Annotated in this window: 13 protein-coding genes, 1 tRNA gene and 1 pseudogene; 6 read left to right on the top strand and 9 right to left on the bottom strand. The window is 72.2% G+C overall.

Annotated elements, in window-relative coordinates; all coding sequences use genetic code 11:
• The first annotated feature begins 107 nt into the window (after positions 1 to 107).
• Complete coding sequence (locus GA0074692_RS31705; RefSeq protein ID WP_245730542.1) at positions 108 to 968, top strand: SURF1 family cytochrome oxidase biogenesis protein; 861 nt, start codon at positions 108 to 110, stop codon at positions 966 to 968.
• Between the two features lie 74 nt (positions 969 to 1,042).
• Here the strand turns inward: GA0074692_RS31705 and GA0074692_RS31700 are convergent, their stop codons facing one another.
• The 4 genes from GA0074692_RS31700 to GA0074692_RS31685 form a co-directional block, all read right to left on the bottom strand.
• On the bottom strand, positions 1,043 to 2,635 hold the full coding sequence (locus GA0074692_RS31700) for an ATP-dependent DNA ligase (protein ID WP_176738638.1): 1,593 nt from the start codon (positions 2,633 to 2,635) through the stop codon (positions 1,043 to 1,045).
• Positions 2,636 to 2,758: 123 nt separating this feature from the next.
• The gene (locus GA0074692_RS31695; RefSeq protein WP_091651571.1) at positions 2,759 to 2,965 is read right to left on the bottom strand and encodes a hypothetical protein; all 207 of its coding nucleotides are present in this window, start codon (positions 2,963 to 2,965) and stop codon (positions 2,759 to 2,761) included.
• A gap of 67 nt (positions 2,966 to 3,032) precedes the next feature.
• Complete coding sequence (locus GA0074692_RS31690) at positions 3,033 to 4,400, bottom strand: dipeptidase (protein WP_091654403.1); 1,368 nt, start codon at positions 4,398 to 4,400, stop codon at positions 3,033 to 3,035.
• 129 nt (positions 4,401 to 4,529) lie between these two features.
• On the bottom strand, positions 4,530 to 5,219 hold the full coding sequence (locus GA0074692_RS31685) for a uridine kinase family protein (RefSeq protein WP_342672859.1): 690 nt from the start codon (positions 5,217 to 5,219) through the stop codon (positions 4,530 to 4,532).
• A 35-nt stretch (positions 5,220 to 5,254) separates the two neighbouring features.
• On the opposite strand from GA0074692_RS31685, the gene GA0074692_RS31680 reads away from it, so the two are divergent.
• On the top strand, positions 5,255 to 5,656 hold the full coding sequence (locus GA0074692_RS31680; protein ID WP_091654400.1) for a rhodanese-like domain-containing protein: 402 nt from the start codon (positions 5,255 to 5,257) through the stop codon (positions 5,654 to 5,656).
• Between the two features lie 46 nt (positions 5,657 to 5,702).
• Here the strand turns inward: GA0074692_RS31680 and GA0074692_RS31675 are convergent, their stop codons facing one another.
• The 4 genes and pseudogenes from GA0074692_RS31675 to ssb all read right to left on the bottom strand — a co-directional run.
• Positions 5,703 to 6,269 carry a hypothetical protein gene (locus GA0074692_RS31675; protein ID WP_141725458.1) on the bottom strand — a complete coding sequence of 189 codons (567 nt, stop codon included), beginning with the start codon at positions 6,267 to 6,269 and terminating at the stop codon, positions 5,703 to 5,705.
• A 187-nt stretch (positions 6,270 to 6,456) separates the two neighbouring features.
• Positions 6,457 to 7,998, bottom strand: a complete 1,542-nt coding sequence (locus tag GA0074692_RS31670) for a cobyric acid synthase (protein WP_091654397.1) — start codon at positions 7,996 to 7,998, stop codon at positions 6,457 to 6,459.
• A complete protein-coding gene (locus GA0074692_RS31665; protein WP_091654394.1) occupies positions 7,995 to 9,104 on the bottom strand; it encodes a cobalamin biosynthesis protein in 1,110 nt (369 codons plus the stop codon). Before GA0074692_RS31665 ends, GA0074692_RS31670 begins: the two co-directional genes overlap by 4 nt.
• An 850-nt stretch (positions 9,105 to 9,954) precedes the next feature.
• Positions 9,955 to 10,395 (bottom strand): annotated as a pseudogene (gene ssb / locus GA0074692_RS36790) (single-stranded DNA-binding protein); the annotation flags it as partial.
• 404 nt (positions 10,396 to 10,799) lie between these two features.
• On the opposite strand from ssb, the gene GA0074692_RS31655 reads away from it, so the two are divergent.
• The 4 genes from GA0074692_RS31655 to GA0074692_RS31640 all read left to right on the top strand — a co-directional run bounded on the left by GA0074692_RS31655 (position 10,800) and on the right by GA0074692_RS31640 (position 13,881).
• The gene (locus GA0074692_RS31655) at positions 10,800 to 11,219 is read left to right on the top strand and encodes an HPF/RaiA family ribosome-associated protein (protein ID WP_245730541.1); all 420 of its coding nucleotides are present in this window, start codon (positions 10,800 to 10,802) and stop codon (positions 11,217 to 11,219) included.
• Between the two features lie 205 nt (positions 11,220 to 11,424).
• Positions 11,425 to 12,381, top strand: a complete 957-nt coding sequence (locus GA0074692_RS31650; RefSeq protein ID WP_176738636.1) for an alpha/beta hydrolase — start codon at positions 11,425 to 11,427, stop codon at positions 12,379 to 12,381.
• A 119-nt stretch (positions 12,382 to 12,500) separates the two neighbouring features.
• Positions 12,501 to 12,573 (top strand) — tRNA-Arg (locus GA0074692_RS31645).
• A 990-nt stretch (positions 12,574 to 13,563) separates the two neighbouring features.
• Positions 13,564 to 13,881 carry a hypothetical protein gene (locus tag GA0074692_RS31640; protein WP_091651557.1) on the top strand — a complete coding sequence of 106 codons (318 nt, stop codon included), beginning with the start codon at positions 13,564 to 13,566 and terminating at the stop codon, positions 13,879 to 13,881.
• A gap of 323 nt (positions 13,882 to 14,204) precedes the next feature.
• Here GA0074692_RS31640 and GA0074692_RS31630 read toward each other — a convergent pair whose 3' ends face one another.
• The gene (locus GA0074692_RS31630) at positions 14,205 to 15,728 is read right to left on the bottom strand and encodes a transposase (RefSeq protein ID WP_141725125.1); all 1,524 of its coding nucleotides are present in this window, start codon (positions 15,726 to 15,728) and stop codon (positions 14,205 to 14,207) included.
• Positions 15,729 to 15,801: the final 73 nt, after the last annotated feature.

The raw sequence follows: 15,801 nt of genomic DNA, 5'->3' as shown, positions 1-15,801 counted from the left end.
CGATACCCAACCACCCCGCCGAATCGCGGTAACCGACCCGCCACGCAAACGACAGGTCCCGGACCCGCACCGCTCAGTGGCCACGGTCAAACGAGTAGCCTCGGGGCGTGTACCGGTTCCTCCTCACGCCACGCTGGCTGGGCTACCTCGTCCTGGCGCTGGTCGCCGCCGCCGCGATGGTGCAGCTCGGCAACTGGCAGCTCGACCGCTACCAGGGGCGCTCGGCGGCCAACGAGCGCATCGACGCGACCGCGCGGATGACGCCGGTGCCGCTACGCGACACACTCACCGCGCCGTCCGGCGCGGCGGGGCAGGTCGGAGCCGCGCCGGACGCGGAGGCCGTCTGGACCCGGGTCACCGTCACCGGCCGGTACGACGCGGCGAACTCCGTCTGGATCCGGCAGCGGACCCTCGAACGCCAGGTCGGGTTCGAGCTGCTCACCCCGCTGCTGCTGGCCGACGGCTCGGCCGTGCTGGTGAACCGGGGCTGGGTGCCGCCCGCCCCGGGCGGGGACGCGACCGCCCGGCCCGAGGTTCCCCCCACCCCGGCCGGTGAGGTGACCGTCGTCGGTCGCGTCCGGCCCAGCGAGAGCGGCGCGGGCACGGTCGAGCGGCGCGACGGACGGCTGGAGAGTCGGCGGATCGGCCTTCACCAGCTCGCCCGGGAGCTGCCCTACCCGGTCTACGGGGCGTACCTGCTGCTCGACGGGCAGACCCCGGCCGCCGACCCGGTCTTCGAGGCGGTGCCGGTGCGACACGAGAACAACTGGCAGAACCTCGGCTACGTGGTGCAGTGGTGGCTCTTCGCCGCGATGACGCTGGTCGCGTACGGCTGGGTGGCCCGCCGGGAGGCACACCGGCTGGCCGGCGTCCAACGTCCCTCGGGCGACCGCCTCGACGACAGTGACCAGGCCGGGGATGACGGCGGCCGGGCGGCCGAAGAGCCCACCCGGAGCGGCTCGGTCTGACCGCACCGGTCAGCCGCAGCCCGGCCCGGCGCAGGGCCGCCCCGAAGCCCGGCCCCGCTCCGGGGCGGGACCGGTCAGCCAGCAGCCGAGCCTGGGTGCAGGGCGCGGACCGCGTCGATGGTGTCCGCGTCGGCGGCGCTCTTGTCGTCGCGATAACGCACCACCCGGGCGAACCGCAACGCCACCCCGCCCGGATACCGGGAGCTGGTCTGCACCCCGTCGAAGGCAATCTCCACCACCTGCTCGGGGCGGACCCGCACCACGTGCTCGCCCCGGTCCACGGCCAGCGAGAGGAACCGCTCGGTCTGCCAGCGCAGCAGTTCGTCGGTGAGCCCCTTGAAGGTCTTGCCGAGCATGACGAACCCCCCGGTCGCCGGGTCGCGGGCCCCGAGGTGGAGGTTGGACAGCCAACCCCGACGCCGACCACTACCCCACTCCACCGCGAGGACGACCAGGTCGAGGGTGTGTCGGGGCTTCACCTTCACCCAGGCCGCGCCGCGCCGGCCGGCGTCGTACGGCGCGTCGGGAGACTTGACCACGACGCCCTCCTGGCCGGCGGCGAGCGCGGCGGTGAACGCCTCGGTCGCCGCCTCGGGGTCGTCGACCTCCGTCCGCCCGACCAGCAGCTCGGCGTCGACCGTGCCGGCCAGCGCGGCCCAGCGCTCGCGCCCCGGCGCGTCGATCAGATCCGCGCCGTCGAGGTGCAGCAGGTCGAAGAAGTACGGCGTCAGCACGGTGCCGCCGGTCGTGGCGGCGGCGGCGAGCACGGCCGGAGCGACCGGGGTACGGCCGGTGGTGCTGGCGGTGCTCCGGCGGGCGGCCCGGCTGGACGTCTCCTGGAACGGCAGCGGTCGCCCGTTGGCGTCGAGGCCGATCGCCTCCCCGTCCAGGACGAGTTCCCGGGCGGGCAGTGTGCGGACCGCCGCCACCACCTCGGGCACCCGCGCGGTGATCTCGTCGAGGCTGCGGGTGAAGACGGCGATGTCGGTGCCGGAGCGGTGCACCTGGATGCGGATGCCGTCGAGCTTGACGTCGACGACGGCGGGAGCGCCGGTGGCGGCGAGCGCCTCGGCCACCGTGGGCGCGCTCTGCGCCAGCATCGGGGCGAGCGGACGGCCGACCCGCAGCCCGAACCCGGCCAGGGCGGCGGCACCCCCGTCGCGGGCGGCGACCGCCACCGCGCGGAGGTCACCGGCGACGAGCAGGGCCCGGCGAACGGCGCTCAGCGGCACCTCGGCGGCCCGGGCGATGGCGTCGGCGAGCAGCCCGGCCTGCGCACCCTGGCGTAGCTCACCGCTGAACAGGCCGACCAGCATCCGCTGCTCGGCGGCGGTGGCCATGGCGAAGAGCGCGTGCAGCAGGGCCCGCCGACGGGCCTGGGAGCCGGTCCCGTGCACGGCGGCGATCTCGTCGATCGCCGCGTCGACCGCGGCGACGGTCAGGGTCGGCACGCCGGCCGGCGGTGGCAGGTCGCGCAGGCTGGCCCAGCCCACGCCGGTCTGGCGCTGCCGCAGTTCACCGGCGAGCCAGCCGGCACCGGCCGGCACCTCGGCCGGGTCGAGCGCGCGCAGCGCCCCCGCGAGCAGTTCCACCTTGGCCCGCCGGCCGCTGGTGGCGCTGACCGCGGCGGAGGTGGCCGCCAGGTCGAGGAACCGCACGGTCCCCATCCTGCCAGCCACCTCCGACAACGCCACCGATCCGGCCACAGGCCGAGCCGGGAACCGGCTGGCCCGGGCCGGTCGGAGTCGGGCTGGCAGGCGGAACCGGTGAGCCGGCCGGGGTGGGCGCGCTCAGGCCGAGACGGGCTCCTCGATCCGCAGACCCCGGTCCCGGACCTGGCCGGCGACCCGCGCCAGGAGGCCGTCGAGCGCGACCAGGGCGGTGGAAAGCTCGCCGAGCCGCTCGCGGAGCGTCTCGTCGGGCCAGGCGGAGACGTCGACGTCCCCCAGTGCGCTGACGGCGGCCTCCAGCCGCACCATCACCTCGTTCGTACTCATGTTCGAGAGGCTAGCGCACCACGGTCCGCGACGTGCCGTAATCCCGGAAATCGGACCCCGTGTCCGGTCAGTTCCGCTTCGTGCCCGCCTCGGCCACCCCGGCCAGCAGCAGCGCCTCGGCCAGGCAGACCCGGGCGAACTCGCCGAGGTGCAGGCTCTCGTTCGGCCCGTGCGCCCGCGAGTGCGGGTCCTCGACCCCGGTCACCATGATCGCCGCCTGCGGGAACATCTCCTGGAAGGTCGCGATGAACGGGATCGAGCCGCCGATCCCGGTCTCCACCGGCTCGGTGCCGTCCCAGGCGGTCCGGAAGGCCGCGCGGGCCGCGTCGAAGAGCGGGCCGGAGCAGTCGATGACGCAGGGCGCGCCGTCGTGCTCGAGGGTGACCTCCACCCGGGCACCCCAGGGGGCGTGCCGCTCCAGGTGGGCGCGGATCGCCTCGTACGCCCGCTTCGGTTCGTCACCGGCCGCCAGCCGTACGCTGAGCTTGGCCTTGGCCGCCGGGACCAGGGCGTTCGGGGCCTCGGCGGTGGCCGGGGCGTCGATGCCGAGCACCGCCACCGACGGACGCGCCCAGATCCGGTCGGTGATCCGGCCGGTGCCGATCAGCGACACCCCGTCGACCACCCCGGCCTCGGCGCGGAACCGGTCCTCCGGGTAGTCGACCGTCGCGTCCGGCGCGCGGGTCAGCCCCTCGACCGCCACGTCCCCCGCGTCGTCGTGCAGGCTGGCCAGGAGGCGGGACAGCGCGGTGAGCGCGTCCGGCACCGGACCGCCGAACATGCCGCTGTGCACGGGGTGCTCAAGGGTACGAAGTTCGACGAAGCAGTTGATGATGCCGCGCAGCGAGGTGGTCAGCGCCGGCACGCCGATGTCCCAGTTGGTGGAGTCGGCGATGACGATGACGTCGGCGGCGAGTTCGGTCCGGTGCTCGACGAGGAGACGCTCCAGGGAGTCCGAGCCGTACTCCTCCTCACCCTCGATGAACAGCACCACCCCGACCGGCAGCGCGTCACCGAAGGCACGCAGCGCGGCCACGTGCGCCATGATGCCCGCCTTGTCGTCGGCGGCGCCCCGGCCGTAGAGGCGGCCGTCCCGCTCGACCGGCTCGAACGGGTCGGACTCCCACAGCGACCGGTCACCGACCGGCTGGACGTCGTGGTGGGCGTAGAGCAGCACGGTGGGCGCGCCGGGCGGGGCGGGCCGCGTCCCGATCACCGCGGGCTGCCCGCCGGAGCGCACGATCCGTACCTCGAGTCCGCAGCCGCGCAGCAACTCGGCCACCGCCTCGGCGGAACGCTCCACCTGCGTGTGGTCGAAGCCGTCGAACGCGATGCCGGGGATGCGGACGAGGCGTTCCAGGTCCGCGCGGACGCCGGGCAGTTCCCGCTCGACGGCGGCCCGCAGCTCGGACTCGGTCATGATCGGAGGAGTCATGACCGGCATCGTATTCCGGCCTTACCGGATGTCGACCGCCGCACGCGCCGCCGCTCCCGACGCTGGTCCGTCGCCGCAACCGGCCCGGCCCACCCGGCATCGGCCCCGCGAACGCGCCACCGCCAGCCGTCATGTTCCGCCGCCGGGACCCCGCACGTAGTACCGCCGGTCGTCGTGCGGCAGCGTCGGTGCGCCGTCCACCACGAGGTCCACACCGGTGGCCGTCCCGTCGGCGGCGAAGTGGGCACCCTCCGCCGCGTGCCAGCGACGCAACTCCGGCAGGATCCCCGTACCGTCGCGGGCCACCGCCCGCGCCAACCGCAGCTCGGCCGGGGCGTCGACCAGGACCGTGAGGGTCGTCTCGGGCCGCACCGCCCGACGCCCCGCGCTGACCCCCTCGACGATCAGCACCGGCGTGACCGGCACCGGGACGACCCGGGGCAGGAACTCCCGGCGGACCCAGCTGTACCGCTGGTAGCCGCCGGGGCGGCCGGCGCGCAACGGCGCCAGCACCCGCACCTCGAGGCGGGGCCAGAAGGTGAACTGGTCGGCCCAGCCGTCGAGCAGGTCGTCGGTGTGCACCATCGGGGGTCGGCCACCGCCGGGCAGCGCGGCGAGGGCGTCCGCGAGCCGGTCGGCGAAGACGCTCTTGCCCGCGCCGCTCGGCCCGTCGACCGCCACCAGTCGGGTACGCCCCAACCGCGCCGGCCGGGCCAGCACCCGCCGGGCCAGTTCCGCGTACGCCTCCACCACCGCCACCACGTCCGCCGACGCTACCGATCGGGTGGCGGGACCGGGTTCGGCGGGCGGAACGCACACCGGCTCGGCATGCTCGGTTCGTGTCCCATTCCGTGATGAGTCCCGGTGTCGACGCCCTGCTCGAACAGGCGCGGGCCGGCGTACGTCGGTTGACCCCGCACGAGACGGTCCAGGCCGCCGGCCGAGGGGCGCTCGTGGTCGACACCCGTACCGATCTCCAGCGCCGTGAACAGGGCGAACTGCCCGGCGTGGTGGTGATCGAGCGGGTCGTGCTGGAGTGGCGACTGGATCCGGCCAGCGCCTGGCGGATCCCCGAGGCGACCGGGTACGACATGGAGATCGTCGTGGTGTGCCGGCAGGGCTACAGCTCCAGCCTGGCGGCGGCGAGCCTGCGGGCGCTCGGGCTGCACCGGGCGACGGACATGGTCGGCGGGGTCGACGCGTGGCGGGCGGCCGGGCTGCCGTTCTCCGAGCGCCCCGCCGACATCCGCCACTGAGTCGGCACCGCCACCGCCAGGCAAGTCCGACGGCAGGTCCGGGCGGTCAACCGCCGACCAGTTCGAGGGTCTGCCGCGCGTACCCGAGCAGGAGGGCCTCGACGTCGGCGACGGCCAGCGCGGTCCCACCACCGGTCCAGCGCACATGAAAGCGCACCGGCCCCTGAACGACCATGAGCGTGCCCGTCTGCGACTGGACCTGCTGGCCCTCGCGCACGGGGTTGTCCATGGCGAGGGTTTCAGCGATGTGGATCACCGCGTGGTCGCCCAGGTCCTTCACGGCCCGCTCTGGACCTCGCGGAGTCAACTCCTGGTCGGGGCCGTTCGCCGCATCGTCGAGTCGGATGTCGACCTGGACCGTGTAGACCCACGCTTTCTCCTTGTCTGCCGTCGACAGCCAGCAGCGCCGGTGCCGGTCTTCGGCGGACCGGACCGGCAGATATTTGGTCTCTGCGGTCGGGATGCCGGTCAGCGTGGTCAGTCCGGCGGGGTCGAGCCGGTCGCAGAGATCGTCGACCAGGCGGTATTCGCGGGCTGGCGTGGGGCTGGCGGCCTTCGGCGCCGGCGATCGGGATTCGGTCGCGCAGCCGGCGACGGCGAGGGACAGCAGCATCCCGACAAGCAGACACCGGACAGGCAGCATGTGCATCGGCAGATTCTCGCACCGTCCTTCGAGGACGGTTGTCCGACCCGAGGGACATGTCCGGTGCGTTGGGTCGGGCGTCTTCATCCCCCGCGTGCCACCCTCTCGGTGGTCCGGTCGACGCCTCTCGGAAGGGCCGGTGCCAGGGCCGGCGGACTCAGCGGGTGGGGGCGCCGGGCGGGATGAAGGGCAGGCCGGTCGGAGGGCCGGACTCGACGAGCTGCCAGAGCGCGTCGGTGTCCAGGTGTTCCTCGACCAGGTCACCGAGGAGGTCGAGGCTGCGTTCCCGGGCGGCGGCGAACGAGGTGGCCGGGGCCGGTCGGAAGCCGTGCCGCCCGGCCTGCCGCGCCACCTCGGCGAGGAACCGGCGGCGGAAGTCGTCGGACTCGAAGGCCCCGTGCCAGTGCGTGCCGTACACGGCACCGAGCAGGGCGCCCTCGCTCCGGCCGTCAGCGTAGGTGAGCAGCGGGGGCAGCTCCGGGTCGGCGGCGGAGACGTACCCGTGGTGGATCTCGTAGCCGTTGACCTCGACGCCACCGAAGGCGTTACCCGCCGACTGCCGGACCGTCTTGCGCGGGTCGAAGGTGATCTCGATGGGCAACAGCCCGAGCCCTGGCACGCTGCCGCGCCGGCTCTCCACCGGGTCGTGGATCGCCCGGCCGAGCATCTGGAAGCCGCCGCAGATGCCGAGCAGCGGCCTTCCCGCCGCCGCGTGGGCGAGGACCGCATCGGCGAGCCCGGTCTCCCGCAGCCAGGCCAGGTCGGCCACGGTGGACTTCGAGCCGGGCAGGACGACCAGGTCGGCGGCGGCGAGTTCGGCCGGCTCGACGGTCAGCCGGACCCGTACGCCCGGCTCGGTGGCGAGCGCCTCGACGTCGGTGGCGTTGCTGACCCGGGGTAGCCGGACGACGGCCACGTCGAGCCACTCGTCGCCGTACGGGGCGGCCGGCCGCCCAAGCACCCGGCCGTAGGCGAGCGAGTCCTCGGCATCCAGCCAGAGGTCCAGGTGCCAGGGCAGCACCCCGTACGTGGGGCGGCCGGTGACCTGACGCAGCATGTCCAGACCGGGCTGGAGCAGACCGAGGTCGCCCCGGAACTTGTTGATCACGAAGCCGGCGACGAGCGCCTGGTCGGCCGGGTCCAGCAGGGCCACCGTGCCGAACATCGAGGCGAACACCCCGCCCCGGTCGATGTCGCCGACGACGATCACCGGCAGCCCGGCGTGCCGGGCCAGCCCCATGTTCACGTAGTCGCCGTTACGCAGGTTGATCTCGGCCGGGCTGCCGGCGCCCTCGCAGATCACCACGTCGTACTCGGCGCGCAGTTCGGCGAGGGCGGCGTACGCCGTCTCCGCCAGTCGGGGGCGCAGCACCCGGAAGTTGCCCGCCGTGACCGTGTCGACCGCCTCGCCGAGGAGCACCACCTGGCTGGCCAGGTCGCTGCCGGGCTTGAGTAGCACCGGGTTGAACCGCAGGTCCGGGGTGAGCCCGCAGGCGGCGGCCTGCATGGCCTGGGCCCGACCGAGCTCACCGCCCCGGCCGTCCGGTCCGACCACCACGGCCGAGTTGTTGGACATGTTCTGCGCCTTGAACGGGGCCACCTTGACGCCCCGGCGGTGCAGCCACCGACAGATGCCGGCGGTCAGTACACTCTTGCCGGCGTCCGATGTGGTGCCGGCGACCAGCAGTCCGCCGCTCACGCCGCCCACCCCCGCCCCGCACCGGCCCGGGACACCCACGCCCGGATGCCGCGCGCCGACGTCACCGCGTCAGCGCCGCGTCCACACTGGTCGGCCAACCGCGAGCCCAGCACGGCCCGGGCCACCCCTCGTCGACCCCGGTCAGCCAACCGTGTGCCCAGTATCGCCCGGGTCACCGCGATGCCGGCGGCCAACGCGAGCGCGGACCGGCCGACCGCCCCGGAGATCCGGGCCGCCCGGCGCAGGTGTCGGGCCTCCGGACGCGGGCCGTCGCCGAGGAAGGGACGCGTCTCGGAGCGCCCGAAGTAGACGTTCCGCCCGCCCAGCCGGACCCCGAGCGCCCCGGCCATGGCCGACTCGCACTGCCCGGCGTTGGGGCTCGGATGGTCGTTGCGGTCCCGTCGCCACACGTGCCAGGCCCGCTCCCGGTCGCCCCGCGCCACCGGCGCCACCGCGATGGTGAGCAGCCCGGTCAGCCGCGCCGGAACCAGGTTGAGCAGGTCGTCGAGGCGGGCGGCGGGCGTGCCGAAGCGGGCGTACCGGGGTGAGCGGTGGCCGACCATGGCGTCCAGGGTGTTCACCGCGCGGTAGCCGAGCAGGCCGGGCAGCCCGGCGACCGCGCCCCAGAACAACGGGGCCACCACGGCGTCGGAGGTGTTCTCGGCGACCGACTCGACGGTGGCGCGGGCCAGTTCCGACTCGTCCAGGGCGGACGGATCGCGACCACAGAGGTGGCCGAGTCGACGGCGGGCGGCGGGCAGGTCACCGTCGCGCAGTGCCTCGCCCATCACCTCGGCCTCGTGGCGCAGGGTGCGACCGCCGAGCACCGTCCAGGTGCCGGCCGCCACCAGGACCGCGCGGGCCACCGGCCGCCGTCGGGTGGCGAGCACGCCGGCCACGCCGAGCAGCACGGGGGCTCCGACCGCGAGCGCGGTGAACGCCGCACCCGCCGTCCGGTCCGGACGGTAGAGGCGCCGTTCCAGCGCTCCGGCGGCCCGACCGAATCCGGCCACCGGATGCCACCGGCGCGGGTCGCCGAGCACCGCGTCCAGCGCGTACCCCGCCACCAGCCCGGCCGCGTCGGCGACGGTGACTGCCTGCCGCACCCGCACCACCTCCGGCCGTAGCGTAGCCCCCGCCGTCCGGCCTCCCCGGAGGACGCCGGGCTGATAACAAGGCTGCGAGAACCCGGTGGCGGAGCGTGCCCACCGGCCGGGTGGGGCGACGGCTGGTTGACGTCGTCGCCCCACCCCGACCCGGTCGCGCCGGCCGCCCGCCGTCGCCCTCGGCGAGTGCTCAGGCCGGCAGAGGTTGCCGGTCGGAGCCGGTCGCCCGCCGGAGCCTTCGGCGAGCGCTCAGACCGGTTCGGGTTGCCGGCCGAGCCGGCCGCCCGCCGGAACCCTGGACGAATGCTCAGGCCGGTACGGGTTGCCGGCTCCGACTGCCGTCGCCCCGGACCCCGCCGGCACCGCCACGGCCACCCCGCCGCGCCCGGCGCACCGGCGTCGCCGCCTCTCCGGCTTCCTCCGTCCCGCCGGGGAACCCGGCGTCCTCGGGCAACGGGTCGAGTTCCCCGACCGGGCTGTCCGACTCCACCCCGAGCGGCCCACCCAGCGCGCCCGGCCCCGTCCCGCCCGGCTCCGTCCCGGCCGGTACGCCCACCGCGACCGGCCGCTCGGGCAGTTCGGCCTCCTCGGGCAGCGCGGCCAGTTCGTCGTCGTCCTCGTCCCCGTCGAGAAGAGCGCTCGGGTGAGTGGTCGTCCGGATCGTCGAGCCACGCGCCGGCCCGTCGACACCGGCTCCGACCGGCTCGAACCCACCAGCCGGGGCGTCGAAGGGGTCGAGGTCGCCCGGGTCGACCGTGAAGCCGGAGGGGCGACGCGGGCCGCCCGGCACCAGCAGGTCGAAGTCGTCGTCCACCGGACGGTCGTCGAGGGAGACGGGCACCCGGTCGTCGGGCACCGGCTCGGTCAACTCGCCGTGGACCCGCCGCTCCGCCTCGGCGTCCTCCACCGCGCTGGTCGCCATGCTGGGCCGGTTGCGCAGGAACCGGCCCCGCCCCCGGGCGAGGTCGTGGCCGACGGTGACCGCCTCCAGTTCGTAGAGCGTGCGGTGGTTGCCGGCGTCGTCGATCCAGTCCCGGGTGTAGAGCCGGCCGGCGACCACCACCGGGTCGCCCACCATGACCGAGGCGGCGACCCCCTCGGCGAGCTTGCGCCAGCAGTTGACGCGCACCCGGAGGCTGTTGCCGTCGACCCAGCGCCCGCTCTCCCGGTCGAGCCGGCGGGCGGTCGAGGCGACCTTGAAGTTGGCGACCAGCGTCCCGCTCTGGGTGGTGCGCCGCCATTCCGGCGCGGTGAGGACGTTACCGACAATCGTTACATAGGTGTCGAACAATGTTCCTCCAGGGGAAGTCGGAAGATAACGGCAACGAGTCGACTCGGTTGCCGAGCCTGTCCGACCACTGGTTGCCGGTCCACCCACGCCCGCCAACCTGTGGACAACTCGACCGCCTGTGGAAAACGCCCTGATCAAGCCCCGATGTGGTAAGGCCATCGCCCGGTGCGGCGTACGGCACGACGGGCGACGACCGGATCACCAGGTCACCGGAGCGGTTTCCGCAGCGAGGACGGGTGGGTATGGACGCGATCAAGCGCGGAGCTTCCAGGCGTACCGCAGAAGAAGCCGACGCGACGCGGACCCGGAACCACACCGCGTCGTCCAACGGAAAGGTCAGCGACCATGTGCAGAACAGCCTCGTCGTCCGGTACCACCGTCGCCGCCCGGCGTGAGGTGACGCGATGAGCGCCGTGGCGAACCCCGCGACCGTCGCCGGGTGCCTGCGCGTGGGTGCCGGATTCTCCCAGGGTGACCGGAACTGGATCGCCGAGCGGTTCGCGCCGCTGGACGCCCGGCTGGCCACGTTCCACGCCGACGCCACCGAGCTGGAGGTGTCGGTGAAGAACCGGGAGGCCCGGGGGCAGAAAGTCACCCTGGAGTGCTGGGTCGCGGGTCGGCAGAAGATCGTCACCACCTCCTCGGAGGAGGACCTGCACGCGGCGCTCAGCGACGTCCGCGACGACCTGCGGCGGCGACTCAACGACGCCAAGACCCGGCAGGAGCCCCGGCACAACAAGCACCTGCGGGACGAGGGCCACCTCGGGAACACGTCGACCGCCGACCCCGGGCAGGAGGTTCCCGCCGACCCCGCGACCGCCTGACGACACCGCCCGTCGCCGCCGCCCGCCCGGGTGGCGGCGACGGTTCGTCCCGGGGATTCATCACGGGCAGAGGCGACGGTTCGTCCCGAGCAGGGGCGTCCGGAGCGGGACGGTTCATCGCGGCGGAGGCGTCCGGAGCAGGCTGGAGAGGCGGCCGGAAACCGAGGGCTACCGTCGGGTAACGAGGGCGCGTAGCGTGGCCGACGTGGAACTGGACGTGCTGGGATCGCCCTTCGAGCGGTACACGATCGAACTGGACCCGGACGACGAGGGCCCGGTCGTGGCGACGCTGGTCCGCCGCCGGGCCGAAGGGCCGAGCCGGCAGGCGGTGCTCTACGTGCACGGCTTCGTCGACTACTTCTTCCAGACCCACCTGGCCGACTTCTGGACCGAGCGGGGCTGGGACTTCTACGCCCTCGACCTGCGCAAGTACGGCCGCAGCCTGCTGTCGCACCAGACGCCGAACTTCTGCCGCGACCTCGCCGACTACTTCCCGGAACTGGACGCCGCCGCCGCGTTCGTCCGCGACCGGGACGACCACGACACCATGCTGGTGATGGGTCACTCCACCGGCGGTCTGCTCGCCGCCATCTGGGCCCACGCCCGACGCGACGCCGGCATCATCGACGGGCTGCTGCTCAACAGCCCCTTCTTCGACATCAACGCACCCTGGCTGATCCGCCGCCCGCTCGCCGCCGCCGTGACCCGGCTCGGCCGCGGCGCGCCGCACCGCGTCCTCCCCTTCGGCCTGGGCACCGTGTACGGCGAGTGCATACACGCCGACCACCGGGGCGAGTGGCGCTACGACCTGGCCTGGAAGCCGCTCGCCGGGTTCCCGGTCCGGATCGGCTGGTTGGCCGCGATCCGCCGGGCCCAGCGGCAACTCCGTGCCGGGCTGGACATCCCGGTGCCCGTGCTGGTCGCCTGCTCGACCCGCACCTTCCGGCAGCGACGCTGGCACGACTCGGCGATGCTCGCCGACGCCGTCCTGGACGTGGCGCACATCGTCCGCTGGGCACCCCGACTCGGACCCCAGGTGACCGTGGCCCGCATCGACGGTGGCATGCACGACCTGACTCTCTCCGGCCCCGCCGTACGCGGAAAGGTCTTCGCCGAGATCGAACGGTGGGTCGACACGGCGCTGGTCGGCGACCGGCGCTGACCGAGCCGGCAGGAGAGCGCGGCCCGCTCAGCCCCCGTACCAGCGCGACCCCACCGGTCAGCGGTACCCTCTTGGCGCACCACCGGTACGGCCCGACCTGTCGGACCAGACCACGCCATGCGCCTGTAGCTCAGCGGATAGAGCAGGGGACTTCTAATCCCAAGGCCGCAGGTTCGAATCCTGCCAGGCGCGCTGGACTTCGTTCAGTAGCACGATTCGCGTACGGCCAGGCGCGAACGAGCGCGCCACGGTTTGCCGCGTCGCGAGTTCACGCGCACGCCCCACTGAACTGAAAGGCGCTTGGAGCTACCGCGATTCGGCAGCCCCGCGCACACCCACTCGTCAGAGGTCAGGCCTCAGGTTCTTGGACCTCATCCAGGCGATGCCGCTCGCCGCACACGAACAATAAACCGAATCCCAGTAGTTGCCATCTGAGTCACGAGTCCAGTCACAGTTCCCGGTAACCCGGTCGCCGAGATTTTTGCGCTTCAAGATGGTCGCAGTCGTGTATGGCGACTTGCGGACCGGCGCACCGTCAGTCACAACGATGAACTCGCAAATCGCACTCACTCCCACCTGCGATTCGCTGGGCGAAACTGCGGCCCCCGCCGCAGGCGCTCCCACAGTCGCTCCTACCAGCGAAATCGCCAACATCAGGCTTGCCAGCTTCATTCGGGCTCCGCAAGATAGATTTCAATTTTTAACAGAGACACATCTATCACATAGTTTGATCCATGTCAACGTGAGCTCCCGCCGACCAGAAGATGGAACCGGCAGTCCCTGATTCCGACGCCATCCTCGCACCGCGCCTTGAGCAGCAGTTTCGCTGCATCTCGCCGCACACGCCTCAACGTACGCACATCCCGCCGGACTCCCCTTGCAACTACTCGGGAAGACGGGACGCCACCGAAAACCGACCGCCATGACAGAACCGCGCGAGGATAACCGCTTTCTCCTTCACATGCCCCACCGGCGGGCAAAACCCACCAACCCGGGCCACCCACAATCAATTCCGCCCTGCAAATATCCCCAACGCATGCGGCCTGCCCGTAAAGAACGCCACACGCTCCACTCTGCGATGTCGAAGCACGACCGGATTCTGGCTTTGCGTACGCGCCAGCCACATCCCTCGTAAGCTGACGGTAGGCGAACTGCGCGCCCAGACAGCGGAAGGGGAAAAAGGTGCAGAAAAAGCAACAGGTACAGGAAGAGAGGACGTACGGGCCGACGGTGGACAAGGAGTTCTTCGACGACCTGACCGCGCTATTCGCGAAGCATCCCGAAGCGAGGGGCAAGTACGCCATCAGCGCCCTCACCGAGAAAGAAAATCTGCAAGTCGACTACGGTCGGCAGTACGGAGTGACACGAATCGAAGACGGCCGGATGATCACGGAGTTCTACGATTTGGACGCTCCGCGAGCTGCCGGTGGCCGCCGGTGCTGCAAGTGGATAGACGAAGGAGGTCCCAGGTGCGTCGAGTACTGCTACATCCTGTTGTGATGTGACGTCACCAGCCAGCCTCGCGCCTGCGGTCGCCGTCTCTTACAGCACCAGCGCGGACGTGGCCCTCCGGGGGGCCGGTTGCACGATGTCTGGGCCACCGGTGTGCGGGGTCTGGACATACCCCGGGTACGGCTCGGGTAGCGCCGCCACACATGCCGCAGAACACGCGTTCACCAGAAACGGCAGCACGTCGGTGCCGACCAGGCCGGAAATCCAGACCTGACGAAGCTCGTTCTGGACCGGCCCGTCGCAGACGCTACAGTTTCGCACCGCATCGGTACCCCATACGAGCCTGTCGCACAGCTTTCGATCTTGAGTTGTCAAGCGGCCTTCGGTCTGGCGTCGTGACGAAAGATCTTGTTCAGGTTGTGCACGATGCCGAGCAGTTTGATCTCGGCGTCGACGTCGCTGGTGCCGCGGTGGTGCAGGCGGCGTCCGAACCGTTGGAAGAGTTGGGCGAAGCCGGGTTCGACGAGGGCGCCGCGGCGGGCGTAGAGCTGCTTGCCTTCGGTGGATGCCAGTCGGGCTGCCATGTCGCGGTGGCCGGCGGGGACGTCCTGGCTGCGTGGCGTGGTGGCCCTGGTCTGGTCGTACTCCTTGGTGAGCGACACGAGCAGCGGAAGGTCTGCCAGGGCGGTGAAGTTCGCGGTGCTGGCGTATCCGCTGTCGGCCAGCCACGCCTCGACATCGGCGGTGAGGCCTGCGGTCGCGCAGTTGTGCTGAGCGCGTCTGATGACCGGAACCAGGGCAGTGGTGTCGGACGGATTGTCGTGCAGCTCGATCGCGAGGAGGATCTGGTTGCGGGAGCAGGCGATCTGCACGTTGTAGCCCTGCACGTAGCCGCCGTGCTTGCCGAGCATGAGCCGCGACGCCGGATCGGTGAGTGATGCCCTGGCAGCCGCAGACGGGATTGGCCGAGGGTTGAGCGCATGGTGCAGCCCGGCCTGCGCCCTGGCCAGCCGGGCCTGCTGCCGGACGACCTTGGTCTTGGCCTCGATCGCAACTGGTGGGCGCCCGGTGGCGCGCCGCCGTCCCGCGGCCTGGTCCTGCAGGCTCCGGCGGGCGTAGTCGGCCAGCCGCTGCTGCTGGGCGGCGGTGACGTCGGCGAGGCGCTGGACGGCCCTGGCCACCATCCGCTCGGCGGCCTCGACCTTGATCCGGATCTCGCCGGCCGAGGGCAGCACGCGTTCATGCAGCTTGTCCCGGGCCATTCGGGCTCGCGCCAGGCGGTCGCCGAGTCGAGACAGCCGCCGCAGGCAGCTGCCGGCGGCGGTGTGCCAGGTGCTGTCTTCGGCGGCTGCTGGGGCGTCCATGTCACCCATCAACTGGTCAACCTCGGCTTCGCCATCGGCGATCATGGTCTCCAGCGCGTGGAGGCTGCGGTTGGTGGAGCGGGCGGCGGCGGCCTGCATCGGTGAACCGTCCACCGCCACCGCGGCCAGGTCCACCAGCCCACGCTGGGCGCAAAGCGCCAGGACCTGCACGAACAGCGCCTTCATACCGTCACGATGACGGCGCAGAAAACGCGCGACGGTGGCATGGTCGATGTGCTGGTTGCCGGTGATGATCCGGCAGCCCACATCGTCGAGGCACGCCGCCTCGATCCTGCGCGACGAGCGCACGCCCTTGCAGTAGCAGTACAACACCAAGGCCAGCAGCACCTGCGGTGGATACGCCGCCGCGCCCTGGCCATCGGCGCGGTAGCTCCGCAGGAACTCCGACAGGTCGAGCTCACCGACGACCTTCAGGACCTGCCAGCAAAGATGCTGCGGCGGCAGCCACCCGCGCAGGTCCTGCCGGGGCAAGAACGAGCCGTCCGAGCAGGAGATGAAGTTGTATGCCACGGCACGACATGATCGACCATCATGGACAAACCACAGCAACAACTCTTGACAACTCAAGATCGAAAGCTGTCCG

Source organism: Micromonospora pallida, assembly GCF_900090325.1.
GTDB classification, from domain to species: Bacteria; Actinomycetota; Actinomycetes; order Mycobacteriales; family Micromonosporaceae; genus Micromonospora; species Micromonospora pallida.
This window is presented reverse-complemented; position numbering and strand designations above follow the sequence as displayed.